This is a genomic window from Qipengyuania pacifica (genome assembly GCF_019711555.1).
In the GTDB taxonomy this organism is placed as follows: domain Bacteria; phylum Pseudomonadota; class Alphaproteobacteria; order Sphingomonadales; family Sphingomonadaceae; genus Qipengyuania; species Qipengyuania pacifica.
In genome coordinates this window covers 85,579-111,592 of the sequence record NZ_JAIGNQ010000003.1, presented here as the reverse complement: position 1 = coordinate 111,592, position 26,014 = coordinate 85,579, and the positions used below count along the sequence as shown (strand labels likewise).

The following is a 26,014-nucleotide window of genomic DNA, read 5'->3' as shown; positions in this document are numbered from 1 at the left end:
TGACGGAGTGCGGACGGTAGCCCGGGACCCGTTCACTCCCCGGCTTGGTCGACCCGCGTCGCTTCCGCGCCCTGCGGCTTGGGTGCGTCGACGGTGCGAATATGAACATCACGCAATTGGCGCGGCGAAACAAGGCTTGGTGCGCCCATCATAAGGTCCTGCGCCTTCTGGTTCAACGGGAAGGCAATGACTTCGCGGATGTTGGGTTCATCCGCAAGCAGCATGACGATACGGTCGATACCCGGGGCCGAACCGCCGTGGGGCGGTGCGCCGAGCTTGAACGCCTCGATCATGCCCGAGAAGTTTTCGTCGACATCGGCCTGCGTGTAGCCGGCAATCTCGAAGGCCTTGTACATGATGTCGGGCCTGTGGTTACGGATCGCACCGCTGGACAGCTCGTATCCGTTGCAGACGATGTCGTACTGCCACGCCTTGATGTCCAGCGGGTCCTGGGTTTCGAGCGCATCCATCTCGCCTTGCGGCATCGAGAACGGGTTGTGGCTGAAATCGACCTTATTGAGGTCCTCGTCATATTCGAACATCGGGAAGTCGACGATCCAGCAGAACTTGAAGCAGCCTTCCTCGATCAGGCCCAGTTCCTCGGCCACGCGGGTGCGGGCAGCACCCGCGAGCTTGGCCGCGTCCTTTTCCTTGCCTGCAGCAAAGAACAGACCGTCGTTTTCGCCCAGGCCCAATTCTGCATAGAGTTTCTCCATGCCCTCGGTACCGTGGTTCTTGGCGATCGGACCGCCGAATTCGCCGCCCTTGCGGGTGACGTAGCCGAGACCGGCAAAGCCTTCGCGGCGGGCCCAGTCGTTCATCTCGTCGAAGAACTTGCGGCTCTTTTCGTGCGTTCCCGGCGCTGGGATCACACGGACCTTGCCGCCGGTCCCGACGATTTTTTCGAACAGGCCGAAACCGCTGGTCGTGAAGTGTTCGGTCACGTCGCTGATGAGCAGTGGGTTTCGCAGATCGGGCTTGTCGCTGCCATACTTCAGCATGGCGTCGGCATAAGGGATGCGCGGAAATTCACCTGCAGGGGTCACAGTTTTTCCGTTCGCGAATTCTTCGAAAACGCCCGCCAGAACCGGTTCGATCGTCTGGAAGACATCTTCCTGCGTCACGAAGCTCATTTCGAAATCGAGCTGATAGAATTCGGGGCTGCGATCGGCGCGCAGATCTTCATCGCGGAAGCAAGGGGCGATCTGGAAGTAACGGTCGAAACCGGCAACCATGAGCAGCTGTTTGAACATCTGCGGGGCCTGCGGAAGCGCATAGAAGCGGCCCGGGTGGAGGCGGCTCGGCACGAGGTAATCCCGTGCGCCTTCCGGGCTCGACGCCCCAAGGATAGGAGTCTGGAATTCGCTGAACCCCTGGTCGATCATCCGGCGACGCAGCGAGGTGATTACGCGGTTACGCAGCATGATATTGGCGTGCACCCGCTCGCGGCGCAGATCCACGAACCGATATTTGAGGCGCGTTTCTTCCGGGTAATCCTCCGCCGAATTGACGATCAGCGGAAGATCGTCTGCGCGGCTCTGGACATTGACCGAGCGCGCGAAGACTTCGATCTCCCCCGTTGGCAGGTTCTTGTTCACCGCCACATCGGCCCGCGCCTTCACGACACCGTCGATCGTGACGACCGATTCCAGCTTGATCTTGTCAAGAACCGGAAGCGCGTCGCTATCCTCGTCGGCAACGATCTGCGTGATGCCGTAATGATCGCGGAGATCGATGAAGAGAACGCCGCCATGGTCGCGCTTGTTATGCACCCAGCCCGACAGACGAACGGTTTCGCCGACATCGTCTTTGTTCAGTGCGGCACAGTTGTGGGTACGATAGGCGTGCATCTAAAATCTTTCCATTTTCGGAGCTATAGCGCTAGGGGCGCGAAGGGCTGCGCTCCTCTAGCAGGAATCGCGCGCGCTAACAGGGCAAGCACGGCTTTTTGTCAAGGTTGCGCACGCCCTGTTGTCTTGGGCCGGTCCGGCCCGTGGGCGGCACTCCGCCCGAACCAGAAACGAGTACGATGAAAATACACGAACTGATTACGACGACAGAACCGCTGGCCGAACTGTGCGAGCGCCTGGCAAAACACGAATTCGTCTGCGTCGACACCGAATTCATGCGCGAGAATACCTATTGGCCTGAACTCTGCCTGGTGCAGATCGGCAATGAGGAAGAAGCTGCCTCCATCGACCCGCTTGCCGACGGTATCGATCTGACACCGCTGTGGGACCTGCTCTGTGAAAATGAAGACATTCTGAAGGTCTTCCACGCAGGGGGGCAGGATGTGGAAATCGTCTACAATTTTACCGGCAAGACGCCGCAACCGATTTTCGATACGCAAATCGCGATGATGGCGATCAGCCAGTCCGAACAGATCGGCTACGCCAATCTCGTCGAGAGCTGGCTCGGGCTGACCATAGACAAGGGCGCCCGCTTTACCGACTGGAGCCGTCGCCCGCTGACCGATCGGCAGATCGAATATGCTATCGGCGATGTGACCCACCTCGCCACGATCTTCCCGCGTATCCTGAAGAAGCTCATCAAGACCGGGCGTGGTGCTTGGCTCGATGCCGAAATGGAGCGGCTCGCAGATCCTGCGAATTATGCCAATGATGCCGATATCGCCTGGCACCGCATTCGATCGCCCGGCCGCAATGCACAGGTACTTGGGCGCCTGAAGGCGCTCGCCGCCTGGCGTGAGAGCGAAGCTCAGCACAAGAACATTCCGCGCGGACGCATCATGCGTGATGAAACGCTGGCCGATATCGCCAGCCACCCCCCGAAGAAACAGCCCGACCTTACGAAGGTTCGTGGCCTGTCGAACGCCTGGAAAGACAATGACATCGGCAAACGCCTGATGAAAGTGCTCGACAAGGCTGAACCGCTTTCGAAGGAGGAAATGCCCGAAAAGCCCAAGCGGGGCGCGCCGTTAGGCAAAGAAGGCGCCCTCGTTGCCGACCTTCTGAAGCTGCTTTTGAAGATCCGTGCCCGCGAAATCGATGTTGCATCCCGTTTGCTCACCAAGGCGGATGAAATGGAAGCCCTTGCCGCGGGTGTTCGCGATCTTAAAATCCTCAATGGCTGGCGTTACGAGGTATTCGGCAAGGACGCGCTCGAACTCGTCGAGGGCCGGCTTGCCTTCGCGGTCAAGGATGGCCGCCTGCTCATGACGCACATCGATGACCTCCACGCCGGCATGGTCGAAAAGCAAGCTGCAGAATAGGTCGGTCGAGTGTCCACCTATCTGCCGACGCTGAAGCAATTGCAGTATCTCGTCGCGTTGCACGAGCACGGTCATTTCGGCCGCGCTGCAGAGGCGAGCTTCGTTTCTCAGTCGACGCTCAGTGCCGGGATACGCGAGCTGGAATCGCTCCTTGGTGTCACGCTGGTAGAACGAAGTCGCCGGGTCGTGCGCTTTACGGCGCTCGGCAATCAGGTGGTGGAAAAGGCTCACCGGATTCTGCGCGAAGCGGAGGAACTGGCGGATCTGGTACAGGCTGCGGGAAAGCCTCTCGCCGGCCAACTGCGAATGAGCGTAATTCCCACTATTGCGCCGTTTTTGCTGCCCCGCTTTCTTCCACGCCTGCGTCGCGAGCGCCCCGATCTCCAATTATTACTGCGTGAGGAGACCAGTCAGGACGCCGTTGAATCGCTTCAGCACGGCCGCGTCGACTGTGTGCTCCTTGCCCTTCCCTTCGCGACGGGCGAGATCGAACAGGCCCACATTGCGGATGACGAGCTTTATGTCGCCTTTCCAAAGGGCGACCCACGTGACCCACCCGATGTCATTCCTCCAAGCATGATCGATGAAGGACGTCTGCTACTGCTTGAAGACGGACACTGCCTCAAAGATCACGCTTTGGCCGCCTGCAACCGACCAGAACTGCGGGCTTCGGCTACCATGATCGGCACGAGCTTACATACACTTGTCCAGATGGTGGACAACGATCTGGGACTGACGATGCTGCCCAAGATGGCCATCGACGCGGGCATTCTGAACGGGACGGAAGTCGTCGCGCGCCCCGTCAAGTCGAAAAACGCCACTCGCGAGATCGCCCTGATCTGGCGCCGCAACTCGCCAAGACGGGACGATTTCGAACTTCTGGCACAGGAATTACGCGAGGGCTAAACATACGAGAATCGGTCGCCGAGATGGCGATGTCTTCGACAGAGGAAAGGCTTAATTCACTTAAAAGCATTTTGATGACGCCTTCATATCTAGCCTTTTCGTAGCACGACTTCGCAAAACCTAGTCCGGCGTCAACCTATCGGGCATTGCGCGTTCCGTGTTGCGGCGGCGCGCCAGCTCGCGGGCGTACTCCTGCAGATCCGGTTTTTCGTCGAGCTCGTCGACAATCTCGAAGCCGAAAATGGTTTCGAGCACATCCTCCAGTGTTACCAAGCCTACGAAGGTGCCATATTCGTCGAGCACGGCCAGAATATGGTTGTGATCGGTGACCATACGATGAAACAGCTTGTTCACCGGTACTTCGTCGAGGACACCGGGCAGCGACCTGATGATACCGTCGACATCGCACTGCGCTTCGCCCTTGGCGAGGCACACAAGCAGATCGCTTTTCAACACGAAGCCGCTCGGCTTGTCGCTCTCCCCATCGAGAACCGGAATGCGGCTGTAGGGCGAGGCGCTGACTTTTTCCGCCCATTTGCCAAGATCATCCGACTTGCTCAGACCGAACACGACCGTGCGCGGCGTCATGATATCCGAAGTCTTGACCGCGTTGAGCTGGATAAGATTTTTCATAAACCGCACTTCGACCTTATCGATCTGGCCGGAAGCTTGCCCCAGACTGGCGATAGCCAGCAGTTCGTCACGGTGCTGAGGCGGATCCGCGGGCTTGCCGGACGTTATCAGTCGCGTGATCTGCCGTGACGCCCACACCAGCGGCGCGAGCGCGGTGATCAGCACGGGCAGCAGGGAAGCTGTGAACGGTGCCAGGCTGGTCGCATAACGCGCACCAATGGTTTTGGGGATAATCTCTGTCACCACCAGAACCGCCACGGTCAGGACACCGGCGAAAACAGCTTCGCGTCCCGCTCCGTAGAGCGCGGCATACTGCGCACCCGCCCCCGCTGCACCCATAGTGTGCGCCACGGTGTTTAGCGTCAGGATCGCAGCAAGCGGGCGCTCGACGTCGTCTTTCAGCCCTTTCATTTTTGCGGCCCACTTCGCGCCGCGTTCTTCCGCGGAGCGAACGCTGGACGGAGTTATCGTCAGCAGCGATGACTCCAGTAATGAACAGAAGAACGACACGATCAGCGCGAGCGAAACGTAGAAAATCAGTAGGGCCATGAAAGCAGGCGTCTTGGCGCCGTCTCCGAAATTTGCAGTTCGTCTGTTACCTAGAGAGCCTGCGGAGTTACGCCAGCATTCTTGCGACGCGATGGCAAAGAAATTTGCCCGCGGAGGTGACGGCGTCTGTCAGTTCCCTCCCCCGCTGCGACAGCTTCAGTCCATGTGCTTCAGGCCAACCCGCAGATAATCCCAACCCGTTATGACCGTCAGCACCGCTGCGCCCCATAGCGTCACCAGCCCGACGGTGTGCGGAATGTTCGCATCGACTGCGCCGATCATCATCGTCCAGCGTGGCAGCCCTTCCCCGAGTATCAGAGCTCCGAGCGAGACCATTTGGAACGTCGTCTTCCATTTCGCCAGTTTACTGACCGGAACGGATACCTGCAGAGGTCCCAGAAACTCGCGCAGGCCCGATACCGCAATCTCGCGCATGAGGATGATAAGTCCCGCGACGACATGCATGTCGCCAACATAGGGCCCGTTCAGAACACCCTGCGCCGCCAGGACCAATATGACGGCAGCGACCATGATCTTGTCGGCAATCGGGTCGAGAAAGATACCCAGCTTCGATACCGTCCCGCTGGTCCGCGCGAGATAGCCATCGAAATAATCGGTAATCCCCATGAGGCAGTACAGTGCGAAGGCGATCAAATAGCCCATCTCCCACCCCGGCCACCACAGGAACCAGGCAAGCAGCGGAATGGCCATGATTCGTGACAGCGTGAGGATGTTCGGCAGATTGAGCATTACCACTCCGCTCTAGCGGCAATCGGTGCATCGCAAAAGCCGCCGAATGGCCTTGTCCGCTGGCGCGATAGGACTACACAGCAGTGCAAGAATGGGTTTCCACCCGGGGGGTCATGTTTACAGCCACGCATTTGCTGCGCCGCCGGCGGTTTCTGCCGCTCTTCGTCACGCAGTTGTTCAACGCATTCAACGACAATCTCTACAAGACCACAATGGTCCTGTTCGTCGTCTATGCGGTTTATAACGACGAAACGACAGAATCCAGCTTCAGCAGTCTGGCTTCCGCCTTGTTCATCCTCCCGTTTTTCATTCTCTCCGCGCTCGCCGGACAACTGGCCGATATGCGCGACAAGGCAAAGATCATCCGCACGGTAAAGATGTGCGAGATCGGGCTCATGATGATCGGGGCCGCAGGCCTGTACATGGCATGGCGCGGGATAATGGTTCACACGGTGGCGATCCCGCTGCTGCTGCTCGCGCTATTCCTGACCGGCGTGCAGTCCACTTTCCTTGGCCCCATCAAATACGCAATCCTGCCGCAGCATCTGAAGAAGGACGAAGTGCTAGCCGGGACCGGACTGGTCGAGGCTGGTACTTACATCGCCATCCTGATGGGTACGATCCTGGCAGGTCCCCTGGCGGTCGACTATACCGGGTGGGCCGCGATGGGGATCATCGTAGTCTCGTGTATCGGTTACATAATCAGCCGCCAGATCCCCCCCGCACCGCCTCTTGGCGAAATCGAAAAGCTCGACTGGCATGTCCTTCGCGCATCGGTGAAGCTGGTGCGGGACACGATGCACAATGCGGAAGTCTATTACGCGATCCTCGCCATAAGCTTTTTCTGGACGATCGGCGCCGTGCTGTTCATCCAGTTTCCGCCGCTGGCAAAGAACACGATTATGGCCAGTCCCGAAGTAGCCAGTCTCTTCCTCGTGGTATTTTCGATTGGCGTCGCAATAGGGTCAGTGGCGGTGAACGCGTTACTCAAGGGCAAAGTATCCGCGCGCTATTCTCCAGCGTCGGTCATAGTGATGGGTCTGTTCGTGGTCGCCTTTTACGTTGTCGCCAAACTGTGGGAAGCGGACCAACCGGCGGACTTGCTGGACGTGGGCGAGTTCATCGCGTGGCCCATGGCGTCTTTGCTTATGCTGTGCCTGCTCGGCATCTCAGTGGCAGGCGGCATGTTCGTCGTCCCGCTATACGCCTTTCTGACCACGCGTGTATCACCGGACAAGGCATCGCGGACCATCGCGGCGAACAATATCGTGAATTCGGGCGCTATGGTGGGCGGATCGCTTCTGGCCATGGCACTGAGCGCTGTCGGTGTCCCGATCACAGAACAGATTCTTCTGTGCGCCGCCATGTGTCTGTTCTCCGCGTGGCTCGCCAAGAGACTGATCGCGGCTGAGAACGAAGCGGCGGAAATCGCCGCCGGCGCAATTTAGACGATAAACGCGAGCACGGCTGCGACCGTCGCGAAATAGGTCGTTGCCACCCCGCGCACATCGTCTGCGGTCAACCGCCAATCGATTGGCGTGTTCGCCGGAATATCGGCAAATGCGGCACGGCGCTGCGGGAGGCTGGCTCTGAACCAGTGCCGCGATCCTTCGCTCGTCAATACAAGTGCGCGTCTCATCATGCGGGATTAATGCTTTTTTAACCATTTGGTCTCCGGTCAGATAAGCGCTGTCCCCCGTTGAAACGGTTTGTCGGAAATTAACCATGTTTGGCGCGATTGCGCGCGCAACCTACGCGGGCTAACCGCAGTGGCATGAAAGCACCCAACACTCCGCAAGCCGCCCAGCTTCTTGTCGATTGCCTGATCGAACAGGGCTGCGACCGGGTCTTCACGGTTCCCGGCGAAAGCTTCCTTCAGGTTCTCGACGGGCTGGGCCAACAAAGCGCCATCGACGTCGTAACGTGTCGGCAGGAAGGCGGGGTTTCTTTCATGGCCTGCGCCGACGGGGCGATGACGGGCCGCCCGGGTGTCTCCTTTGTAACCCGCGGTCCCGGCGCGACCAATGCCAGCATCGGCGTTCACGTGGCCATGCAGGATTCCCAGCCGATGATCCTGTTCGTTGGCGATGTGGACAGTGAGATGCGCGACCGCGAAGGGTTTCAGGAAGTCGATTTCGCGGCCTTCTTCGGCCCGATCGCCAAATGGGCCGCGCGGATCGACTCGGCGGATCGCATTCCGGAATATGTCGCGCGCGCCTATGCCATGGCGGTTTCGGGTCGGCCTGGCCCCGTCGTCCTTGCTCTTCCCGAAGACATGCTGGGCCGGGATACGTCCGCAAAGCCGCGCGCGCGGGTGGAACGCGCGGCGCAGGCCCCCTGCCCCGATGCCATGCAGGCGATGATCGCGATGATCGCGGATGCCGCCTCGCCCATTGCGATCATCGGGGGAGCCGGCTGGAATGCCAAGGCTCGCGAACATTTCCAGATCTTCGCAGAGCGTTTGGGCATTCCCGTTGCAACGGCTTTCCGTCGGCAGGATGCAATCTCAAGTTCAAGTAAGGTTTATGCCGGAAACCTCGGCTACGGCCCCAGTCCGAAGCTTGTCGAACGCGTCAGGAACGCTGATCTGATACTCGCGATCGGTGCGCGGCTCGGGGAAGCGACGACGGATGGCTACACCGTACCCCCGCTGATCGATGGCGATCGCAAGCTGGTTCATGTCCACCCGGATGCGAACGAGCTTAACAGCGTTTATCCGGCCGATCTGGCAATCTGCGCCTCGATGGACGAATTTGCCGAGAGCGCGGCACTCTGGGATGATGGTGAGGCTATCGATTTCGATGCCGGAATGCAGGCCCACGCCGAATGGGAGGAATGGGCTACAGCGCATCCCAACGGCCATACGCTGGACATGGGTCAGGCCGTGCAATTCATGCGCGACACCCTCCCCGCAGATACGATCATTTGTAACGGTGCTGGCAATTTCTCGGGCTGGTGGCACCGTTACTGGCGCTACGAGGGGTTTCCCACCCAGCTCGCTCCCACCTGCGGCGCCATGGGTTACGGCGTTCCGGCCGCAGTCGCTGCCGCCTTGCGGTTTCCTCAGCAAACGGTTGTCGCGGTGGCTGGTGACGGCGATTTTCTGATGAACGGGCAGGAGCTTGCGACCGCAGTACAGCATGATGGGAATATGATCGTGATCGTGGTGGACAATTCCGCGTACGGCACCATCCGGATGCATCAGGAGCGCGAATTCCCTGGCGAAGACCGGATCAGCGCTACGCGCTTGGTCAATCCGGATTTTGCCGCCTTGGCGGCTGCCTATGGCGGCTGGTCGGCCAAGGCAGCGACGACGGATGAATTCAAGGATGCACTTTCTGCGGCACATGGACGGAATGGTCTCCGCCTCATTCACTGCACCATCGACATCGAACAACTTGCTGCCAGCGGAGCAAGCGTCAGCGCCCTTCGCAATCGCTGACCAAAAAGAAAAGGCCACCGCCCCTGATGGGGAGGTGGCCTTCCTCGCTGTTATCTCAGCGTAGCGCTATCGTCAGACGTCGTCGCCCAAAGCGCCCTTGACCTTGCCTTTGACCTGCTGGACTTCGCCCTTGCGTTCCTGGGTCTTGCCATCGACAACCATACGTTCGTTGTCGGTCGCCTTGCCAACTGCCTGCTTTACATTGCCAGCTGCTTCGTTTGCGCTACCTTTGATATTGTCTGTAAGTTCACCCATGATACGTCTCCTTTTCGATCGCGCGGATAATCGCGCGGCTACAGGGACATAACGATCTGATAGCGAGTTACGTTCCTCGCCCTCGCGACCAAGCGAACCGGGGTTGCGACGAAGATCAGATGCCAGCCATCGAACAGATTATCGACCACTCGTCGGCCTTGATTTCCGCCACCGATAGCCGCGAATATTTCACGAGCTCGCAGTCGGCCAATTTCGGCTCGGCCTTCACCTGCTTCAGGGTCACCGGACGGGGCAATTGCGTTTTGGGTTTCACCTTTACCGCAGCCCACTTGTCTTCTGGATCGGTCGGGTCGGTGATCCCGGCCACGCTGACTTCACATATGCCGACAATCTCCAGCCCTTCGCGCGAGTGGTAGAAAAACGCTTGATCCCCCACCTCCATCGCGGCGAGATTGTTCTTGGCCCGGTGGTTGCGCACCCCGTCCCATGTACCCTCGCCCTCGCTAACAAGATCGTCCCAGCTATATTTGAAGGGTTCGGATTTCATCAGCCAGTAGCGCATCGCGGGTCTTCTCCATTTTTTCGCCTTGGCGCCGCGGTTAGCGATCCATGCACAGTATTGCCACCCGCCTTCCCGTCGTGCCCGGCAATTAACCGGTTCTTAGGTGCAATGAGTATATTTGAGGAAACGTAACCGGACGCCAGGGGGTGGCATTGGTCGTTGAGACCTCATCTGAAATCGATCGTCGACCTGGCTCTGCCAGGCAGAAGACCGGCGTCGGCGAACGCGATTTCGTCTCCCTCGGCATCGCTCTTGCCGCCGTTATCCTCTTCGTGGGCACGGCAGGCGTCGTTCTGCCCGCGCTGTTCAAGGCGTGGAATGGCGAAGCAGCATCTCCGGATGTGGCGCTTACGAATGCCCTGTTGCTCAATGTGGCGCTCATCCTTCTGGGGTGGCAGCGCTACAAATCGCTTTCTGCCGAACTCAAGGTACGCCGGAAATCCGAAGAAGAGGCGCGCCGGCTCGCCGACATCGATCATCTCACCGGCTGCTTCAATCGCCGCAGCTTTACGACACTGCTCGGCGATCGCCTGACGCATCTGGAAAGGCGCGAACATGCGCTTGCCGCAATCGCGCTCGACCTCGACAACTTCAAGCAGGTCAACGACCTGTATGGGCATCAGGCGGGCGACGAGGTTCTGCGCAATACGGCCGATCGGATCGATCGCCTGCTACCGGACGGGGCGATCCTCGCGCGGCTCGGTGGGGATGAGTTCGTATGCGTCGTGCCCTATCACCCTGAGGTCCCCGATCGGGTCGATCAGCTAACCGCCCGGATGACCGAACAGGTTGCGCGCCCGGTGAAGTGCGGAACAGCAACGATCGATATCACCATTTCGATCGGTATCGCATCCAGCCGGCAGCTGGACGATATGCGCAATGGCACCACCTCTGCTCAAAGCCTCATGCACAAGGCGGATATCGCCATGTACCACGCCAAGAAGCAGGGAAAGAACCGCTTCTACTGGTTCGAACCGTCGATGGAAAATGAACTCCGCTTCCGTAACGAACTGGAGGCCGGCATCCGCCGCGGCATCGTGAACGGAGAATTTCGTCCCTATTACGAACAGCAGATCGATCTCGAAACCGGCAGGATTGTCGGCTTCGAAATGCTTGCACGTTGGGAATCGCCCGAGATGGGCCTGGTTGGACCAGACATTTTCATTCCGATTGCCGAAGACATCGCGGTCATCGGCGAGATGAGCGAGAGGCTTATCGCGCAGGCTTTCCAGGACGCGCTCGCATGGGACGCGAGCCTGACGCTGTCGGTGAACATATCGCCCGTCCAGATGCGGGATCCCTGGTTTGCGCAGAAACTGCTCAAGCTACTTGTGCAGCATAACTTCCCCGCCAATCGCCTTGTCATCGAAATCACCGAAAGCTGCCTACTGGAAAATGTCGGCATGGTGCGTTCGATGATCACCTCTCTGCGCAATCAGGGCGTCCATATCAGTCTCGATGATTTCGGAACCGGCTATTCCAGCCTGGCCCAGCTACGCAGCCTCCCGTTCGACAATCTCAAGATCGACCGTGCCTTCATTGCCGAACTCAAGAACGAGGAAAACGGCGCCAAGCTGGTCGATGCCATCCTCGCCATGAGCGATGGGCTCAAACTCCCGGTGACGGCCGAAGGCATCGAGAACGAAATCATTCTCGAAACGCTGAAGCGGATGGGGAAAATGAAGGGCCAGGGGTACCACTATGGGCGACCTGAACCGGCGGCCGACGTTCTCCGCCGGCTAGAGAAGCAGGATCTCCTCGCCAAGGATCTGCCAGCCAATGTGACGGAGGTTGATTTCGGCAAGCGTCAGCCCGGGCGCGAAGGCGGCACTCGCGCCGTCTGACGCATGCACTGGACGCTGCGGCGCCAAATGCATAGATGCGCCGCACGATGCGCGTCGATTTCACCAAAATGCATGGACTGGGCAATGACTTTGTCGTGCTTGATGCTCGCGCAAAGGACTTGCCGCACATCGATGGCAGCATCGCCCGCGCGCTCGCCGACCGTCGCACCGGGATCGGGTGCGATCAACTGATCCTTTTGCAGCCAAGCAGTGCTGCCGATTTCCGCATGCGGATCTTCAATCAGGATGGCAGCGAGGTAGGAGCCTGTGGCAACGCCAGCCGCGCCGTTGCGCTCCTCCATGGCGCGCCAGCAGACGTCGAAACGGCAGGTGGCACAATCCGGATCGAACCGGCGACGGGCGGGGCCAGTGTCGATATGGGTGAACCCCGTTTCGAATGGGACGCGATCCCGCTTGCCTATGGCATGGATACGGCCGTGATGCCGGTCGGCTGGGATGGCCTCGACCAACCCGGCGCGGTCAATGTTGGCAACCCGCACGTAGTATTTTTCGTCGAGGACTGCGGTGCCGTGCCGCTCGATGTGCTGGGTTCGGAAATCGAGAATGATCCGCTCTTTCCCGAGCGTGTAAACGTCAATGTCGCGACGATTGAAAACCGCGGCCACATCCGCCTTCGCGTCTGGGAACGTGGCGCCGGACTTACACAGGCTTGCGGTACTGGTGCCTGCGCAACCGCCGTCCACGCCATGCGCCGCGGGCTGGTCCAACGCGAGGTCACCGTGACCCTGCCCGGCGGCGATCTCACCATTGCCTGGGGCGAAGACAACCGCATCCGCATGACCGGTCCCGCCACGGAAGCTTATCGCGGAAGCTTCGAATGGGATGATTTCGCGTGAGCGAAGCGCAGGTCATTTCACTCGGATGCCGTCTCAACATTTCCGAAAGCGAGCAGATCCGCGCCATGCTGGCCGGGGAACGGGACCTCGTAGTCGTCAACAGCTGCGCAGTGACCAGCGAGGCGGTACGCCAGACACGGCAGGCGATCCGCCGCGCGCGTCGCGCCAATCCCGATGCCCGCCTGCTGGTTACCGGTTGCGCTGCCGATATCGAGCGTGATCAGCTTTCCGCCATGCCCGAGGTCGACGGACTTGTCGCCAATACGGCCAAGCTCGACGCGCGCGCCTGGAACGTCCCCGCCGATGCTGCCCCTGCCCCGCAGGATCGCACCCGCGCCTTTATCGCAGTACAGAACGGCTGCGACCATGCCTGCACCTTCTGCGTCATTCCGCAGGGACGCGGGCCCAGCCGCTCGCTGACGATCGCCGAGGTTCTGGCCGAGGTGGAACGGCATCTCGACCACGGCGCGCCCGAAATCGTGCTGACCGGGGTGGACGTCACCTCATGGGGCCACGATCTTCCCGATACGCCGCCCCTCGGCCAACTCGTGCGCGCAGTGCTGGATCGCTTCCCGAACCTCCAGCGCCTGCGCATGTCGTCGCTCGACGGGGTGGAAATCGATCCGCTGCTGTTCGAACTCTTCGCCCATGAACAGCGTCTCATGCCGCACCTTCACCTCTCGCTGCAGCATGGTCACGATCTCATCCTCAAGCGCATGAAGCGCCGGCACTTGCGCCGCGATGCGATAGACCTCGTTACGCGGCTCAAGGACCTGCGCCCCGATTGCGCGATTGGCGCAGATCTGATTGCCGGTTTCCCCACCGAAACCGAGGACCATCACGCGAGCAACTTGTCCATCGTCCGCGAACTCGGCATCGTGCATGGCCACATCTTTCCCTATTCGCCCCGCCCCGGCACGCCAGCCGCCCGAATGCCGCAGGTCGAGCGTCAAACGGTCAAGCGCCGCGCTGCCGAATTGCGTGCCTTGGCGAGCTCTACGCGCGACGCATGGCTTTCATCGCTCGTCGAAAAGCCGCACGCCGTCCTCGCCGAACGCGACGGGACCGGCTACACGCCGCATTTCGCCCGGGTATCCCTACCCGAGGGCATACCCGCCGGCAGCGTGATCACCGTATCGCCGACATGTTTCGAGAATGGCCTTCTGCAATGAGTGACAAGCAAAGCTGGACCGACCGGCTGTTCGGGGGCTTCCGCAAGACCTCCGAGAAACTGACGAGCAACCTGACCGAGGTGGTGGGCACTGCGCGGCTGGACGATGCCACGCTGGACGATGTCGAGGATGCGCTGATCCTGTCCGACCTCGGCCCGTCGGCAGCCGCGCGTATTCGCGAAAAGCTGCGCGAAAAGCGCTTCGGCCTCGAGATTACCGAGCGGGAGCTGAAGGAAGCCGTGGCAGAGGAAATCGCCGCTATCCTGCGTCCCGTTGCCGTACCGCTCGAAATCACTGCCTTTCCCCGCCCCCAGGTACTCCTGGTTATCGGCGTGAACGGCAGCGGCAAGACGACGACCATCGCCAAGCTCGCGCACCTCTTCCAGGAAGACGATTACGCCGTGATGCTGGCGGCGGGCGATACCTTCCGCGCAGCCGCCATCGGTCAGCTGCAGACCTGGGCGGAGCGGGTCGGCGTGCCGCTCGTGCGCGGGCCAGAAGGCGGCGACCCGGCTTCGATCGTGTTCGATGCGGTAAAGAAGGCAACCGAGATCGGCACCGACGTGCTGATCGTCGATACGGCGGGCCGCCTTCAGAACAAGCGCGAACTGATGGACGAACTCGCCAAGATCAGGAAAGTCCTCGGCCGCCTCAATCCCGAAGCGCCGCATGACGTCGTACTGGTGCTCGATGCCACCAACGGCCAGAACGCCCTGTCCCAGATCGACGTGTTCAAGGAGGTTGCAGGCGTCACCGGCCTCGTCATGACCAAGCTCGACGGCACGGCGCGCGGCGGTGTGCTGGTGCAGGCGGCCGAGCAATACGGCCTGCCCATCCACGCGATCGGCGTCGGCGAGAAGATCGACGATCTGCGCCCCTTCGATCCCGATCTTTTGGCGCGCGTGATCGCAGGAGTGGCCTGATGAACGAACAAGCGAAACCCAAGCCCAAATCAGGCTGGCTCAACATCCTCGTCGATTACGGCCCGCTGCTGGTTTTCCTCGGCGTCTACAAGTTTTACCAGCCGCCCGAGACATCGACCTTCGGCGAGATCGCGGCAGTGATCTACGGCACGATCGCCTTCATGGTCGCAGCCGTCGTGGCGCTGGTCTTCAGCAAGCTGAAATTCGGCCATGTCAGCCCGATGCTGATCCTCTCGACAACACTGATCGTGGGCTTCGGCGGGCTGACCATCTGGCTGCAGGATGAAAAATTCATCCAGATCAAGCCAACGGCCATCTATCTCCTGTTTGGCGCCCTGCTGATCGGCGGATGGCTCCGCGGCAAGGCACTGTTGCAGATCCTGCTGGAAGCGGCCTTCGAAGGCGTCGACCACCAGGGCTGGCTCAAGCTGTCGCGCAACTGGGGCTTCTTCTTCGTTTTCATGGCCGTCCTGAACGAGGTGCTGCGCATGCAGCTCACCTTCGAAAGCTGGCTCTGGGCGAAACTGTGGGTCTTCATGCCGCTCAGCTTCATCTTCACCTTCACCCAGATCCCGATGCTGCTGAAACACGGGCTGGCGCTGGAAGACAGGGACGAAGTCGTGAAGGACGAACCGCCAACCGCCTGAGGACGGAGGGACGATCCGTTTTTGTCGAGGCGGTCAGAGCATTCCCAGAATCTCGGCGTGACTGGAAACCACCGTTGCAGCTCCGCTGGCTTTCAAACGCTCGGCCAGTCCGGAATCCGCATGTCCCCCGCCGACAAACCCGATAGCCGTCATGTTCGCCGCTCGCGCTGCCAGCACCCCATTCACGCTGTCCTCTATGACAACGCACCGCTCGGGCTGCACATCGATCTGTCTCGCGGCGTAAAGAAAAAGGTCGGGAGCTGGCTTTCCTCGCTGAACATGATCGGCTGAATAGATATGAGGCGCGAATAAACGGTCGAGCTTGGTAAGTTCCAGTTTTCGGACAAGCTTATCGATTGAAGCCGAAGAACCGACCGCCACGCGCCCGCCAAATGCAGCCACCAGTTTTTCCACGCCGTCGAGCGGCTTCAGCTCGGCCTCGATCCTGGGCCAGATGCGTTCATCCAACCGCGAACCAAAGTCCTGCGGAAATTCACCCCCGACGTGCTCGTTGAAATCCGCCGCAAGTTGCGCATGGAAATCCGCATTCGCCAGGCCAACGAACCGGGAAACATAGGTCGCGTAATCATACGTGAGCCCGAGTTCGGCAAGATACTCCTGCTCGACAGCGATGTTGATCACCTCCGAATTGACCAGCACTCCGTCGCTATCGAAAATCAGGGCATCGCAATCTGTAAAAACCATCCGGAAGCCTAACCCCATCACCGTCCTGAGCCAACAGCCGCCTGCGTAGCGGGAATGGCGCGTAAAGGTCGAGGTGTTTGCGCGCCCGGCGAGCTGTTTGGATACAGTCGCGATGATGACGATATGGCGTAACGGGCCAACTTCCCGTCTGCCGACTACTTAGAGCGTCAACGTCAGCGCAGTCTCGGCGGGATCAGCGAAGCGTTCGAAGAACGAAATCGGCTCGTTCTTCGACGCTCACCTTCGGCAGGATGACTGTTTCATAATCCAGTTCGCGGTAGGCCTTTAGCAGGCGATCGTACTCGGCGCTCGCTTCCGCTAGACTGTGGCGACGCTCGCCATCTGTCTCGAAGATTTCGGGCCAGGGAGGCGCCAGAAATACGCGTTCGTGATAGCGCCGATACGCTGTCAGCACCCCGGCGGCAGCTCGTCCCGTCGCATGTTGCAGCGCGACCGCTGCGTCCACGAGACCGCGGTCGAAAAAGACCCAGCCGGCCTCCTCTGGCACATCGTGCCTGTCGTTACCTGCTAGGCTCAGCGCCCGATTGGCGAAGGCCTTCAGATCGACCCAGGGAAGCGCGCTCCCGTCGCCTCGCAGCTCTTCCTCGACGATACGGCGACCCGGTTCGGGCACGATCGCAAAGCCCCTCCGCCCAAGTTCTGCCAGAAGCGTCGATTTCCCGCCGCTTGAGCAACCGGACAGCACGACGTGGCAAGAGTTCATGGGACCTTCCTTTTCGTCTTGAATCAGTCGGTGGACATCCCGTCGACCCCGGATGGTCGTCAACTCGTCCTGGGATAAATTGGACGTTCATCATGCCGAGGTCTATCGTGCCTGCTGCAGAACAGGATTTTCATGGCAATGAGACGCACCGGTCTTGGCATACTCAGTGTAACGGTTCTTTTCTCCAGCGCCGTACCGGCGTTTGGCCAATATGCGCCGACTGATCCGATACCTATGGGCAATGCTGTAACCAGCGTCATGGCCAACAAGATCTCAGGCGACATCGCGGATGGCAACTCGTCAGCCGCTTCCATTTCCCCCCGTTGCTTCGCCGATTCCGGGCCAGGGCCCGAGCGGCGCGCTATGGAAGCGGAATACAAAAACCGCTTACGGACAAATGGCAAGGCTGCTGCAGATGCCTGGCGCGCCGAACATGGTCACAGCTACCGGGCGAAGCTCGTAGCGGATGGGAAGTGTCCGGCGAGCGTACTTCAGTAAAACGGGGCCCCCGTCAGTCACAGGGTTCAGGAGCGATCCCCGCCAACGATTTCACAAACCGACGGAACTGGCTTGCTGACGTTTGGGCCAAGCCATCTCACATGGACGGAAGTTCGAAGGTAAACGTGGTTTTGCCATTCGCTGATACGGCACTTAGCGTGCCATCATGCGCGGCAGCAATCTGGGCAGAGATATAGAGACCAAGCCCGAGACCCTGGAGGCTCGAGCGCACCTCGCCACGTGAGAATGGCTGAAATAGCTGCTCCATCGCTTCGGGGGGAATGGTGTCTCCCATATTCACAGTTCGAAATACGAGGTTCTCGCCATCTCTGACAAGGGCGATCCTGACGGGTTCGTTCGGATCGCCATGCATCAGGGCATTCCCGATCAGGTTGGAGAAAACCTGACCAAGACGATCATGGTCGCCGTCCACCTCCAGGTCGGTCCATTCTGACTTATGGATGATGCGATCCGGATGACTGGTTTCCAACTCGGAAATCACCTGATCGAGCGTTTCCGCGATATTTTTTCGCGACCGCGTCAGTGTCAAGCCGCCACCCAGCCTGCCGCGCGCAAAATCCATGACATTATCGATCAGCCCCGCCATGCGTGCCACGCTTCCCTCGATCAGGCCGACAAGGGATTTCCCGTTCTCACTCAACGGCTCCTTGCCAATCAGCCGCATCCCGCTGGCGATGCTGGCCAATGGATTGCGCAGATCGTGACCGAGAACCGCGATGAACTGTTCCCGCAATGCCGACGTTTCCTGTTCGTCCAGCAGCGCTTTATTGGTCTGCTCTACGGCGCGACCGGCCTCGATATGATAGGCAATCATCTCGGCAAACAGGTTGAACATGCCCAGCGTTTTGGGTTCGCTGACCTTCGCAGGTTTTGGCGAAATTGCGCAAAGCGTGCCGAAGAAGCTGCCGTCCGAAAGTAGGATCGGGACGGAAATATAGCTCTTCAACCCATAAATCTGTGGCGTCTTGTGGTTATGATATGTGGGATCGTTGTCGACGTCATCGATGGCCACAGGGTCCCGATGGTCCCGGATTTCGTTGCAGATCGTCGTTTCCACCTGAAGCTCTCCGTCAGGCTCCAGTCCGAAGGCAATCTCGTCCCGAACCCCGCAGGCGATCCAGCGATCTTCGGTCACCCGCGCGACCGCGGCAAAACCCATCCCGGTCGACTGGCAGACCACCTCGAGGATGGAAGGTACGACGCTGATAGCGCCGACCAGTTCGACATCGCGGGAAAAATCCGAATTCATCAAAGCGTGATAGAGAATGCTGTATTCCGTGTCACTCTCCGGTGACGCAGGCACTCTTCAGACGAAATTGCGACGCGGCCATCATTGCTAACTACGCCGCCACACGCGGAGCGCACAACCCGACATGTCCGGGCCGCCTGCCCAGGCCTAAATCTCGACCTGACTGCCAAGCTCCACCACGCGGTTGGTGGGCAAGCGGAAGAAATCCATGGCGGTCGCGGCGTTGCGCAGCATCCAGGAGAAGATCTTCTCGCGCCATATGGGCATGCCCGGCTTGTCGCTGGCCAGCAGCGTCTGCCGGCTGAGGAAGAAGCTGGTGTGCATCATGTCGAATGCGCCGCCGCAGCGGGACATTTCTTTCAGTCCCAGCGGCACATTGGTTTCTTCCATGAAACCGTAATGCAGTATCGCGCGGTAGAACCCGTCGCCCAGATCGTGGATTTCGCAGCGCTTGTTCGCATCGACATAGGGCGCATCGGCGATCAGCACGGTCAGGATGACGACCCGTTCGTGCAGCACCTTGTTATGCTTGATGTTGTGCAGCAGCGCGCTGGGAACACCGGCGGTCTGGCTGGCCATGAAAATGGCTGTGCCGGGCACGCGGGTGGCGGAATTCTTCGCGCTCTTGGCGAAAATCTCGATCGGCAGAGCGGTCTCGCTCATCCGGTCCCGCATAAGCTTGCGGCCGCGTGACCAGGTGGTCAGCAGGGTGAAGGCGACGAGCCCCACTACCAGCGGGAACCAGCCGCCGTCGGGCACCTTGGCGAGGTTGGCGGCAAAATAGGCGCCATCAACGATCAGGAAGAACAGCACCACTGGCAGCGCAAGGAACCATTTCCACTTCCAGACGCCCACGAACAGCACGCCCATCAGCAGCGTATCGATGGTGACTGCACCGGTCACCGCGATGCCATAGGCGCTGGCGAGGCTGGACGAATTCTGGAACGTCAGGACGAGGATGATCACAGCCACCATCAGCGCCCAGTTAACGACCGGGATGTAGATCTGGCCCGCTTCGGTTTCGCTGGTGTGGCGAATGGACAGGCGGGGCATGAAGCCCAGTTGCATTGCCTGATGCGTGATACTGAACGCACCGGAAATCACGGCCTGGCTGGCGATGAAGGTCGCCAGGGTGGCAAGGATCACCAGCGGCAGGCGGAATTCCTCGGCAGCCAGCAGGAAAAACGGGTTGCGCACGACTTCGGCGGCCTGTTCGGCCGGCAGGCTCACGATCATGGCGCCCTGCCCGAAATAGTTGAGCAGCAGGCACGGCATGACGAAGCCGAACCAGGACAGGCGCATCGGCCCGCGTCCGAAGTGGCCCATGTCGGAATAAAGCGCTTCCGAACCGGTCACGGCGAGCACCACGGCGCCCAGCGCAAAGAATGCGACCGCACCGTCGGTCAGGAAGAACTGCACCGCGTACCACGGGTTGAGCGCCCACAGGATGCCGGGATGCTGGATGATCTGATTGAGGCCGAGGCCGGCGATGGTCACGAAATAGACGATCATCACCGGCGCGAAGAGCGCGCCCACCTTGGCCGTGCCCCTGCTCTGCAGGAAGAACAGGAAGATCAGCAGCACCAGCGCTATGGGAATGACCAGCGGATCCAGTCCGGGATTGACCACCGTCAGGCCTTCGACCGCCGAAAGCACCGAGATGGCCGGGGTGATCATGCTGTCGCCATAGAACAGCGATGTCGCAAACACGCCCAGCAGCACGACCAGCCAGCCATAGCTCGATCGGCCCATGTGGCGGCTCAGCAGTGCGACGAGCGCCAGGCTACCGCCCTGCCCCTTGTTGTCCGCGCGCATCAGGATGGTGACATATTGCAATGCGACCACAATCAGCATCGACCAGAAGATCAGGCTGACCACGCCCAGCACGTGCAGGCGATCGATCGCGATGCTGGCAGCGCCCGCGAAGGTTTCACGAAAGGCGTAAAGCGGGCTGGTACCGATGTCGCCGAAGACGACGCCGATGGCGCCCACGGCCAGCGCCGTGCGCGATCCGCTATGGCCATGGCCGCCATGCGAATCCGCAGGCGGCACGCCTTCGTTCAGCGGTGGCGGCGCGGGAACGGGATCATTCATGCTGGATTGGGTTTCCGACAACTTCGTGTCACTCGGCCTGTATGGCGAAGTCGCCGCGATTAGCAGCATGTATTCGCACCCGCAACAAGGGACGCAACACGCTGTTTATTCTTCGGTTTCTACAGAGCCGTCCCGCTCGGTCACGCCGAGAATCGCCTCAAGCCGCTCGAGTCGCGCCGCCAGCGGCCCCCGCCACTCGGCATCCGCCGGTGCGCTTTCCAGCAATTCGCGCCACAGGGTCAGCGTATTTGCCGGTTCGCCTGCGCGCAGGAAAGCAAGGCCCAGAAAATACGTCGGCGCCGGATTTTCCGGGCTGACTTTCTCTGCTTGCGAATAGGCATAGAGGGCCGCGGCGGTCAGCCTGCCCCCGGCATGCTCCACCAGCGCATTGCCCAGCGCCAGCCATGCTTCGCCATCCTTCGGGTTCTCGGCAACCGCATTGCGCAGGAAATTCGCGGCCTGATCGTGCTGCCCGCGGCGGGTAAAGGCATCGGCCGTAACCACGAAGCGCGACGGAAGCCGTCCCTCGGGATAGAATTCGCGGCGCGCCTCGACCATCAGTTCGCCAGATTGCGCCGCATCGTCGCGCACCGGCGATGCCGGGGCGGACGGCTGGCCAGGATTTCCCTGTGCCGCATAGCCCGCCAGTCCGAACAGCAGCGCCGAGCCGAAGAGCATCCACAGCGTGCGTGGCAGCTTGAGTACGAACACGACCAGCGCGAAGACCAGCGCCGTCAGGATCAGGATCGGCAACCAACTCATGCGCGGCCCCGCATGCGGCGGATCAGGATGCCACCTGCCAACATTATCAACAGTACGGGAATGGCAAACAGCGGCCATGTCGTGGCGCTGACCGCCGGTTTGTAGCTGACGTAGTCGCCATAGCGCTGCATCAGCCAGCCGCGCACCTCTTCCGGGCTTTCGCCGGCTGCAATGCGGATGCGGACCTGGTGACGCATGTCGCCCGCCATCGGCGCATCGCTATCGGCGATGGACTGGGACTGGCACTTGAGGCAGCGCAGAGTTTCCATCAGGTCCTGCGCTGCGGCCTCCTGCTGCGGATCGTCGAGCTGGCGATAGGCATAGGGCGCCGGCGGCAGGGAATCCTGCGCTGCCGCGGGACCGAACATGCCGAACAGTAAAACGGTGTTCAGCAGCAGAATCATACGTCTCATTGACGTGCCTCCGCCAACCGTTGGAGCAGAACCGGCACATCGCTCTCGCGGATATCGCCGATATGCTGATAGCGGATCACGCCCTTGCCATCGATCACGAAGGTCTCGGGAACCCCCGAAGATCCGATCGCCAGCTGCACCTCGGACAGGTCGTCCCGCCCGATACGCACGTAGGGATTGCCATGCTGCGCCAGGAAACGCGCTACGTCCTCAGGCCGGTCGCGAATGGCAACACCCACGATTTCAGCACCTTGCTCCTTCAGCGCTTCGAGATGCGGCGCTTCCGCGATACAGGGCAGGCACCAGCTCGCCCAGATATTGAGCAGGCGCGGCTTGCCGTCGGCGAAATCGACATTGGCGACACCCTCCGCGCCCTCCATCGCGGGCGGCAGGTCGAAATAGGGAAGCTCCTGTCCGACCATCCGACTTTCGACGAAATCGTCCCGCGGCTGCGTCAACTGATACGCTGCCAAGCCGATAAACAGCGCAAAGGCGAACAGGGGAACCCACAGGCGCCAGTTCATGCCAGTGCCTCCCGGTCGGCCCGGCGCTCGGCGATGCGGACGGCAAGGCGGCGGTTGCGGATATCGGTTATGACCCGCCCGATCAGCGCGAGCACACCGCCCAGCGCCACCAGCAGTCCGCCATACCAGATCAGCGGCACGAAGGGCTTCCACCACAGGCGCAACTGCCAACGGCCGTCAGGGGTACGGTCGCCGACCACTGCATAAAGCTGGCCATTCCAGCGCGTCAGCAACGCGCTTTCAGTGGTCTGCTGCGGCGGCGCCCAGAAATTGCGCGCTTGCGGTGTCAGCACGCTGGCTTTGCCGCCATCGTAACGGGCCGAAATCCGCGCCTGCATGGCCGTCCAGTTCGGCCCGGCCATGGGCTCGACCCCTTGCAACTCGATGCTCCACGGGCCCACGCTTGTGCGACCACCTTCCTCGAGCGCAGCCAGGCGTTCCTGTGTAAAAGCGCTTTCGCTCGACATGCCGAGCAGTGCAACGGCGATCCCGAAATGCGCGACCACCATGCCCCAGATGGCGAGCGGTGTACGCGACAGCTTGCGGCGGCGCAGTGGCAACAGGCTCGCCACAGCGAGGCCGAGACCCAATGCCAAGCCCAGCAACGGAAGAATGCCAATTTCGGCGAGAATGCTAGCGAGGATCAGTGCGGCCAGCACCAGAGCACCGAACAATGCGACTTCCTTGCCGATCCGGTCCAGACGGTCCTGCCGCCAGCGCAGTAGTGGCCCCACCCCCATCACCACCAGCATTGGAATGGCGAAGATCGCCCCCACGGGGTTGAAGTAAGGCGGCCCCACCGACACGCGCACGTCGAAAGCTTCGGTCAACAGCGGATAGAGCGTACCGAGCAGTACGATCGCCAGAATGGCGCTGAGCATCACGTTATTGAAGACCAGCGCCCCTTCGCGGCTGGCAATCCGGAAGCGCTCGCCCTCGCTGATGGTACTGGCGCGCAGAGCGAACAACAGCAGCGCGCCGCCGATGAATATGCCGAGCAGGACAAGAATGAAGGTCCCGCGTTCCGGGTCGACGGCAAAGGCGTGCACGCTGGTCAGGATGCCCGAACGCACAAGGAATGTGCCGACCATGCTCATGGAAAAGGCGACGACGCCGAGCATGATTGTCCACGTCCGCAGCGCATCCCGGCTGGCCAAGACGCTGGCGGAATGGAGGAGCGCGGTCGCTGCAAGCCAGGGCATGAGGGAGGCATTTTCGACCGGGTCCCAGAACCACCAGCCGCCCCAGCCCAGTTCGTAATAGGCCCAGTAACTCCCTGCCGTGATCCCGACAGTCAGCCATACCCATGCACCCAGCACCCAGGGCCGCATGGCGCGGGCAAACTCCGGCGTGACCTGCCGTGTCAGCAATGCGCCCACGGCGAAACTGAAGGCAACGGACAGGCCGACGTAACCCAGGTAGAGCGTAGGCGGATGGAACGCGAGGCCGATGTCCTGCAGCAACGGATTGAGGCCCATCCCCTCCGCAGCCGGCGTCGGCAGGCGTGCGAAAGGGTTCGAGCTCAGGAGCAGGAAGGCATAGAAGCCCAGGGATACAACACCCTGCGCAGCGAGCGTTGCATTCATCGTGCGCTCGGGCAGGCGGCGTTCCACCAGCGCGATCAGGGCGCCGGCAAAGCCCATCACCATGACCCACAAGAGCATCGAGCCTTCGTGATTTCCCCACGTGCCCGACAGCTTGAAGATAAGCGGCTTCATCGAATGCGAATTCGACACCACCAGTTTGACCGACAGGTCGGTAATCGCGAAGAGCCACACCAGCATGGCAAAGGAGAATGCGACCAGCACGCCCTGCGCGATGGCCGCGGGCCGGATCAGCTTGGCAAGTTCGCTGGTGCCATTGTCGCGTACCGCGAGGAAGCCGGCCACCATCTGCGTCGCGGCAAGCGCGGCGGCAAGCCAAAGCGCGGCAAGACCCAGTTCGGCAATCATTCCAGGCCGACCGTCGTTTCCTCGGCCATCTTGGCGGCCTGATGCTCGGTCATTTCCTGCAATTCGCGGGGCACGTAGTTTTCGTCATGCTTGGCGAGGAGATTGTCCGCAATAAAGGTGCCATCCGGGCCAAGCCGACCTTCCGCCACTACGCCGGATCCTTCCACGAACAGGTCCGGTGCGATTCCGCTGAAGCGCACGGGAACACGGGCATCGTCCTTGCCGGTCACTGCGAAGGTCAGCGTCACGCCGTCCGCCGCGGTTTGCAGAGAACCCTGCTCTACCATGCCTCCGAGGCGGACTGCCTGTCCCGGTGCAGGCGGATTCTCCAGCATCTGTTCCGGCAGGTAAAAATAGCTGGCCTGATTGCGCAGCGCATAGGCAGCCAGCAGGCCGGCCCCCACAAGCGCCACCAGCGCGAGCACCACCAGCACGAGCCGCTGATGCTTTGGCTTGAATGCACTCATTTGCGTCTGCTTTCCTCGCGGCGTTTTTCAGCACGCTTCATGTCGATCCAAGCCCATGCCACCATGGCAAGTGTGCCCAGAATGCCGACTGCATAGGCAGCCACGACGAAATCCCACTGATCCAGCGCTTCGCGCATCAAACTGCCTCCATCGCCCTGCGACGCAGGCGGGCTTCGGCCTGAACATCGGCCAGCAGCGCCCGCATCCGGGCCAGCACGACGCCCGCGAAGAGCAGCGAGAAACCGAATACCGCGATGAGCAGCGGCACCAGGAATTCAGCATCGATCGCGCTTTGGCCCATGGTGATGCTGGGCGGCTGGTGGAGCGAATTCCACCACACCACGCTGCGGTTGATGATCGGAATGTTGATTGCGCCGAGCAAACCGAAGATCGCCGGAATGCGCGCGGAAACGCCTTCGCGCTCGGCCGCCTGTGCCAGCGCGATATAAGCGACATAGAGGAAGGCCAGCACCAGCATACTGGTGAGCCTGCCGTCCCACACCCACCATGTTCCCCATGTGGGCCGCCCCCAGATCGAACCGGTGACGAGGCAGATGAGTGTAAAGACGAGCCCCGGCACCGCCGCGGCACGAGCGGCGAGCGCCGCCATAGGATGCCGCCAGACGAGGAAAACCAGACTGGACAGGGCGATTGCCGTCCATCCGCCCATACCCAGCCATGCCGCCGGTACGTGAAGGAAGAGAATGCGAACAGTTTCGCCCATCAGCCGATCGGGCGATACCTGGGTAAGTCCCCACCACAAAGCTCCCGCACTCACCAGCAGTCCACCGATCAGGAAGATCGGCGTCAGCAAGCTGGCAAGCGACAGAAAGCGTTTGGGATTGGCGAAGCCGTGCATCGAATTTTACCGT

The 26,014-nt window shown here is 60.7% G+C and carries 27 protein-coding genes; 10 read left to right on the top strand and 17 right to left on the bottom strand.

Translation table 11 applies throughout. The features are described 5' to 3' along the window. Positions 1–32 precede the first annotated feature (32 nt). Positions 33–1,850 (bottom strand): aspartate--tRNA ligase, encoded by a 1,818-nt coding sequence (gene aspS, locus K3177_RS10280; RefSeq protein ID WP_221598194.1) that lies wholly within the window; start codon positions 1,848–1,850, stop codon positions 33–35. 179 nt (positions 1,851–2,029) lie between these two features. On the opposite strand from aspS, the gene rnd reads away from it, so the two are divergent. Together rnd and K3177_RS10270 are read left to right on the top strand one after the other, a co-directional pair. Further along, entirely contained in the window at positions 2,030–3,232 is a 1,203-nt protein-coding gene (rnd, locus tag K3177_RS10275) for a ribonuclease D (protein ID WP_221598193.1), read from the top strand. A 9-nt stretch (positions 3,233–3,241) separates the two neighbouring features. After that, positions 3,242–4,138: a hydrogen peroxide-inducible genes activator gene (locus K3177_RS10270; RefSeq protein ID WP_221598192.1), complete on the top strand. Its 897-nt coding sequence runs from the start codon at positions 3,242–3,244 to the stop codon at positions 4,136–4,138. 120 nt (positions 4,139–4,258) lie between these two features. On the opposite strand, the gene K3177_RS10265 is transcribed toward K3177_RS10270, so the two are convergent. Then, complete coding sequence (locus K3177_RS10265; RefSeq protein WP_221598191.1) at positions 4,259–5,320, bottom strand: CNNM domain-containing protein; 1,062 nt, start codon at positions 5,318–5,320, stop codon at positions 4,259–4,261. 156 nt (positions 5,321–5,476) lie between these two features. Next, a complete protein-coding gene (gene pgsA, locus K3177_RS10260; RefSeq protein WP_103023527.1) occupies positions 5,477–6,070 on the bottom strand; it encodes a CDP-diacylglycerol--glycerol-3-phosphate 3-phosphatidyltransferase in 594 nt (197 codons plus the stop codon). A gap of 113 nt (positions 6,071–6,183) precedes the next feature. Here pgsA and K3177_RS10255 point away from each other — a divergent pair, with 113 nt between their 5' ends. Beyond that, positions 6,184–7,518 carry an MFS transporter gene (locus K3177_RS10255; RefSeq protein ID WP_221598190.1) on the top strand — a complete coding sequence of 445 codons (1,335 nt, stop codon included), beginning with the start codon at positions 6,184–6,186 and terminating at the stop codon, positions 7,516–7,518. Here the strand turns inward: K3177_RS10255 and K3177_RS10250 are convergent. Continuing rightward, the gene (locus K3177_RS10250; RefSeq protein WP_103023525.1) at positions 7,515–7,712 is read right to left on the bottom strand and encodes a hypothetical protein; all 198 of its coding nucleotides are present in this window, start codon (positions 7,710–7,712) and stop codon (positions 7,515–7,517) included. The genes K3177_RS10255 and K3177_RS10250 overlap by 4 nt on opposite strands. Positions 7,713–7,844: 132 nt before the next feature. Between K3177_RS10250 and K3177_RS10245 the strand changes: the two genes are divergently transcribed. Next, positions 7,845–9,512 carry a thiamine pyrophosphate-dependent enzyme gene (locus K3177_RS10245; protein WP_221598189.1) on the top strand — a complete coding sequence of 556 codons (1,668 nt, stop codon included), beginning with the start codon at positions 7,845–7,847 and terminating at the stop codon, positions 9,510–9,512. A 72-nt stretch (positions 9,513–9,584) separates the two neighbouring features. Here K3177_RS10245 and K3177_RS10240 read toward each other — a convergent pair whose 3' ends face one another. Both K3177_RS10240 and K3177_RS10235 read right to left on the bottom strand, forming a co-directional pair. Then, positions 9,585–9,767, bottom strand: coding sequence for a CsbD family protein (locus tag K3177_RS10240; RefSeq protein WP_221598188.1), 183 nt, complete (start codon positions 9,765–9,767; stop codon positions 9,585–9,587). 115 nt (positions 9,768–9,882) lie between these two features. Beyond that, the gene (locus tag K3177_RS10235) at positions 9,883–10,290 is read right to left on the bottom strand and encodes an EVE domain-containing protein (RefSeq protein ID WP_221598187.1); all 408 of its coding nucleotides are present in this window, start codon (positions 10,288–10,290) and stop codon (positions 9,883–9,885) included. A 146-nt stretch (positions 10,291–10,436) separates the two neighbouring features. On the opposite strand from K3177_RS10235, the gene K3177_RS10230 reads away from it, so the two are divergent. From K3177_RS10230 to K3177_RS10210, 5 genes are read left to right on the top strand one after another with little or no spacing between them, the layout of a single operon-like run. Beyond that, positions 10,437–12,134, top strand: a complete 1,698-nt coding sequence (locus K3177_RS10230) for a putative bifunctional diguanylate cyclase/phosphodiesterase (RefSeq protein ID WP_345725386.1) — start codon at positions 10,437–10,439, stop codon at positions 12,132–12,134. 47 nt (positions 12,135–12,181) lie between these two features. Then, on the top strand, positions 12,182–12,991 hold the full coding sequence (gene dapF, locus K3177_RS10225; RefSeq protein ID WP_221598512.1) for a diaminopimelate epimerase: 810 nt from the start codon (positions 12,182–12,184) through the stop codon (positions 12,989–12,991). Next, positions 12,988–14,163 (top strand): MiaB/RimO family radical SAM methylthiotransferase, encoded by a 1,176-nt coding sequence (locus tag K3177_RS10220; RefSeq protein WP_221598186.1) that lies wholly within the window; start codon positions 12,988–12,990, stop codon positions 14,161–14,163. Before dapF ends, K3177_RS10220 begins: the two co-directional genes overlap by 4 nt. Next, positions 14,160–15,086 (top strand): signal recognition particle-docking protein FtsY, encoded by a 927-nt coding sequence (gene ftsY / locus K3177_RS10215; protein WP_221598185.1) that lies wholly within the window; start codon positions 14,160–14,162, stop codon positions 15,084–15,086. The genes K3177_RS10220 and ftsY overlap by 4 nt, the downstream gene beginning before the upstream one ends. Further along, a complete protein-coding gene (locus tag K3177_RS10210) occupies positions 15,086–15,733 on the top strand; it encodes an inner membrane-spanning protein YciB (protein ID WP_103023519.1) in 648 nt (215 codons plus the stop codon). The genes ftsY and K3177_RS10210 overlap by 1 nt, the downstream gene beginning before the upstream one ends. A 33-nt stretch (positions 15,734–15,766) precedes the next feature. On the opposite strand, the gene K3177_RS10205 is transcribed toward K3177_RS10210, so the two are convergent. Together K3177_RS10205 and K3177_RS10200 are read right to left on the bottom strand one after the other, a co-directional pair. Next, positions 15,767–16,438: an HAD family hydrolase gene (locus K3177_RS10205; protein ID WP_247714418.1), complete on the bottom strand. Its 672-nt coding sequence runs from the start codon at positions 16,436–16,438 to the stop codon at positions 15,767–15,769. 193 nt (positions 16,439–16,631) lie between these two features. Then, positions 16,632–17,162, bottom strand: coding sequence for an AAA family ATPase (locus tag K3177_RS10200; RefSeq protein ID WP_221598183.1), 531 nt, complete (start codon positions 17,160–17,162; stop codon positions 16,632–16,634). Positions 17,163–17,294: 132 nt separating this feature from the next. Between K3177_RS10200 and K3177_RS10195 the strand changes: the two genes are divergently transcribed. After that, positions 17,295–17,660, top strand: coding sequence for a hypothetical protein (locus K3177_RS10195; RefSeq protein WP_221598182.1), 366 nt, complete (start codon positions 17,295–17,297; stop codon positions 17,658–17,660). A 97-nt stretch (positions 17,661–17,757) separates the two neighbouring features. On the opposite strand, the gene K3177_RS10190 is transcribed toward K3177_RS10195, so the two are convergent. The 9 genes from K3177_RS10190 to ccmC form a co-directional block, all read right to left on the bottom strand. Beyond that, on the bottom strand, positions 17,758–18,930 hold the full coding sequence (locus K3177_RS10190; protein WP_221598181.1) for a GAF domain-containing sensor histidine kinase: 1,173 nt from the start codon (positions 18,928–18,930) through the stop codon (positions 17,758–17,760). 147 nt (positions 18,931–19,077) lie between these two features. Next, positions 19,078–21,024, bottom strand: coding sequence for a potassium transporter Kup (locus tag K3177_RS10185; protein WP_103023512.1), 1,947 nt, complete (start codon positions 21,022–21,024; stop codon positions 19,078–19,080). A gap of 105 nt (positions 21,025–21,129) precedes the next feature. Beyond that, positions 21,130–21,786, bottom strand: a complete 657-nt coding sequence (locus K3177_RS10180) for a tetratricopeptide repeat protein (RefSeq protein WP_221598180.1) — start codon at positions 21,784–21,786, stop codon at positions 21,130–21,132. Next, positions 21,783–22,199, bottom strand: a complete 417-nt coding sequence (locus K3177_RS10175) for a cytochrome c-type biogenesis protein (RefSeq protein WP_221598179.1) — start codon at positions 22,197–22,199, stop codon at positions 21,783–21,785. Before K3177_RS10175 ends, K3177_RS10180 begins: the two co-directional genes overlap by 4 nt. Beyond that, the gene (locus K3177_RS10170) at positions 22,196–22,723 is read right to left on the bottom strand and encodes a redoxin family protein (protein ID WP_103023509.1); all 528 of its coding nucleotides are present in this window, start codon (positions 22,721–22,723) and stop codon (positions 22,196–22,198) included. The genes K3177_RS10175 and K3177_RS10170 overlap by 4 nt, the downstream gene beginning before the upstream one ends. Next, entirely contained in the window at positions 22,720–24,675 is a 1,956-nt protein-coding gene (locus tag K3177_RS10165) for a heme lyase CcmF/NrfE family subunit (RefSeq protein ID WP_221598178.1), read from the bottom strand. The genes K3177_RS10170 and K3177_RS10165 overlap by 4 nt, the downstream gene beginning before the upstream one ends. Beyond that, positions 24,672–25,142, bottom strand: coding sequence for a cytochrome c maturation protein CcmE (gene ccmE / locus K3177_RS10160; protein WP_103023507.1), 471 nt, complete (start codon positions 25,140–25,142; stop codon positions 24,672–24,674). The genes K3177_RS10165 and ccmE overlap by 4 nt, the downstream gene beginning before the upstream one ends. After that, a complete protein-coding gene (locus tag K3177_RS10155; protein ID WP_173830011.1) occupies positions 25,139–25,279 on the bottom strand; it encodes a hypothetical protein in 141 nt (46 codons plus the stop codon). The genes ccmE and K3177_RS10155 overlap by 4 nt, the downstream gene beginning before the upstream one ends. Continuing rightward, positions 25,279–26,001, bottom strand: coding sequence for a heme ABC transporter permease CcmC (gene ccmC / locus K3177_RS10150; protein WP_221598177.1), 723 nt, complete (start codon positions 25,999–26,001; stop codon positions 25,279–25,281). Before ccmC ends, K3177_RS10155 begins: the two co-directional genes overlap by 1 nt. Between the last annotated feature and the right edge of the window lie 13 nt (positions 26,002–26,014).

Excerpts from the sequence above, each read along its gene's own strand:
- aspS (WP_221598194.1), bottom strand. The coding sequence starts at position 1,850 with ATGCACGCCTATCGTACCCACAACTGTGCCGCACTGAACAAAGACGAT.
- rnd (WP_221598193.1), top strand. The coding sequence starts at position 2,030 with ATGAAAATACACGAACTGATTACGACGACAGAACCGCTGGCCGAACTG.
- K3177_RS10265 (WP_221598191.1), bottom strand. The coding sequence starts at position 5,320 with ATGGCCCTACTGATTTTCTACGTTTCGCTCGCGCTGATCGTGTCGTTC.
- pgsA (WP_103023527.1), bottom strand. The coding sequence starts at position 6,070 with ATGCTCAATCTGCCGAACATCCTCACGCTGTCACGAATCATGGCCATT.
- K3177_RS10255 (WP_221598190.1), top strand. The coding sequence starts at position 6,184 with ATGTTTACAGCCACGCATTTGCTGCGCCGCCGGCGGTTTCTGCCGCTC.
- K3177_RS10250 (WP_103023525.1), bottom strand. The coding sequence starts at position 7,712 with ATGATGAGACGCGCACTTGTATTGACGAGCGAAGGATCGCGGCACTGG.
- K3177_RS10245 (WP_221598189.1), top strand. The coding sequence starts at position 7,845 with ATGAAAGCACCCAACACTCCGCAAGCCGCCCAGCTTCTTGTCGATTGC.
- K3177_RS10240 (WP_221598188.1), bottom strand. The coding sequence starts at position 9,767 with ATGGGTGAACTTACAGACAATATCAAAGGTAGCGCAAACGAAGCAGCT.
- K3177_RS10235 (WP_221598187.1), bottom strand. The coding sequence starts at position 10,290 with ATGCGCTACTGGCTGATGAAATCCGAACCCTTCAAATATAGCTGGGAC.
- dapF (WP_221598512.1), top strand. The coding sequence starts at position 12,182 with ATGCGCGTCGATTTCACCAAAATGCATGGACTGGGCAATGACTTTGTC.
- ftsY (WP_221598185.1), top strand. The coding sequence starts at position 14,160 with ATGAGTGACAAGCAAAGCTGGACCGACCGGCTGTTCGGGGGCTTCCGC.
- K3177_RS10210 (WP_103023519.1), top strand. The coding sequence starts at position 15,086 with ATGAACGAACAAGCGAAACCCAAGCCCAAATCAGGCTGGCTCAACATC.
- K3177_RS10205 (WP_247714418.1), bottom strand. The coding sequence starts at position 16,438 with ATGGTTTTTACAGATTGCGATGCCCTGATTTTCGATAGCGACGGAGTG.
- K3177_RS10200 (WP_221598183.1), bottom strand. The coding sequence starts at position 17,162 with ATGAACTCTTGCCACGTCGTGCTGTCCGGTTGCTCAAGCGGCGGGAAA.
- K3177_RS10195 (WP_221598182.1), top strand. The coding sequence starts at position 17,295 with ATGGCAATGAGACGCACCGGTCTTGGCATACTCAGTGTAACGGTTCTT.
- K3177_RS10190 (WP_221598181.1), bottom strand. The coding sequence starts at position 18,930 with ATGAATTCGGATTTTTCCCGCGATGTCGAACTGGTCGGCGCTATCAGC.
- K3177_RS10185 (WP_103023512.1), bottom strand. The coding sequence starts at position 21,024 with ATGAATGATCCCGTTCCCGCGCCGCCACCGCTGAACGAAGGCGTGCCG.
- K3177_RS10180 (WP_221598180.1), bottom strand. The coding sequence starts at position 21,786 with ATGAGTTGGTTGCCGATCCTGATCCTGACGGCGCTGGTCTTCGCGCTG.
- K3177_RS10175 (WP_221598179.1), bottom strand. The coding sequence starts at position 22,199 with ATGAGACGTATGATTCTGCTGCTGAACACCGTTTTACTGTTCGGCATG.
- K3177_RS10170 (WP_103023509.1), bottom strand. The coding sequence starts at position 22,723 with ATGAACTGGCGCCTGTGGGTTCCCCTGTTCGCCTTTGCGCTGTTTATC.
- K3177_RS10165 (WP_221598178.1), bottom strand. The coding sequence starts at position 24,675 with ATGATTGCCGAACTGGGTCTTGCCGCGCTTTGGCTTGCCGCCGCGCTT.
- ccmE (WP_103023507.1), bottom strand. The coding sequence starts at position 25,142 with ATGAGTGCATTCAAGCCAAAGCATCAGCGGCTCGTGCTGGTGGTGCTC.
- K3177_RS10155 (WP_173830011.1), bottom strand. The coding sequence starts at position 25,279 with ATGCGCGAAGCGCTGGATCAGTGGGATTTCGTCGTGGCTGCCTATGCA.
- ccmC (WP_221598177.1), bottom strand. The coding sequence starts at position 26,001 with ATGCACGGCTTCGCCAATCCCAAACGCTTTCTGTCGCTTGCCAGCTTG.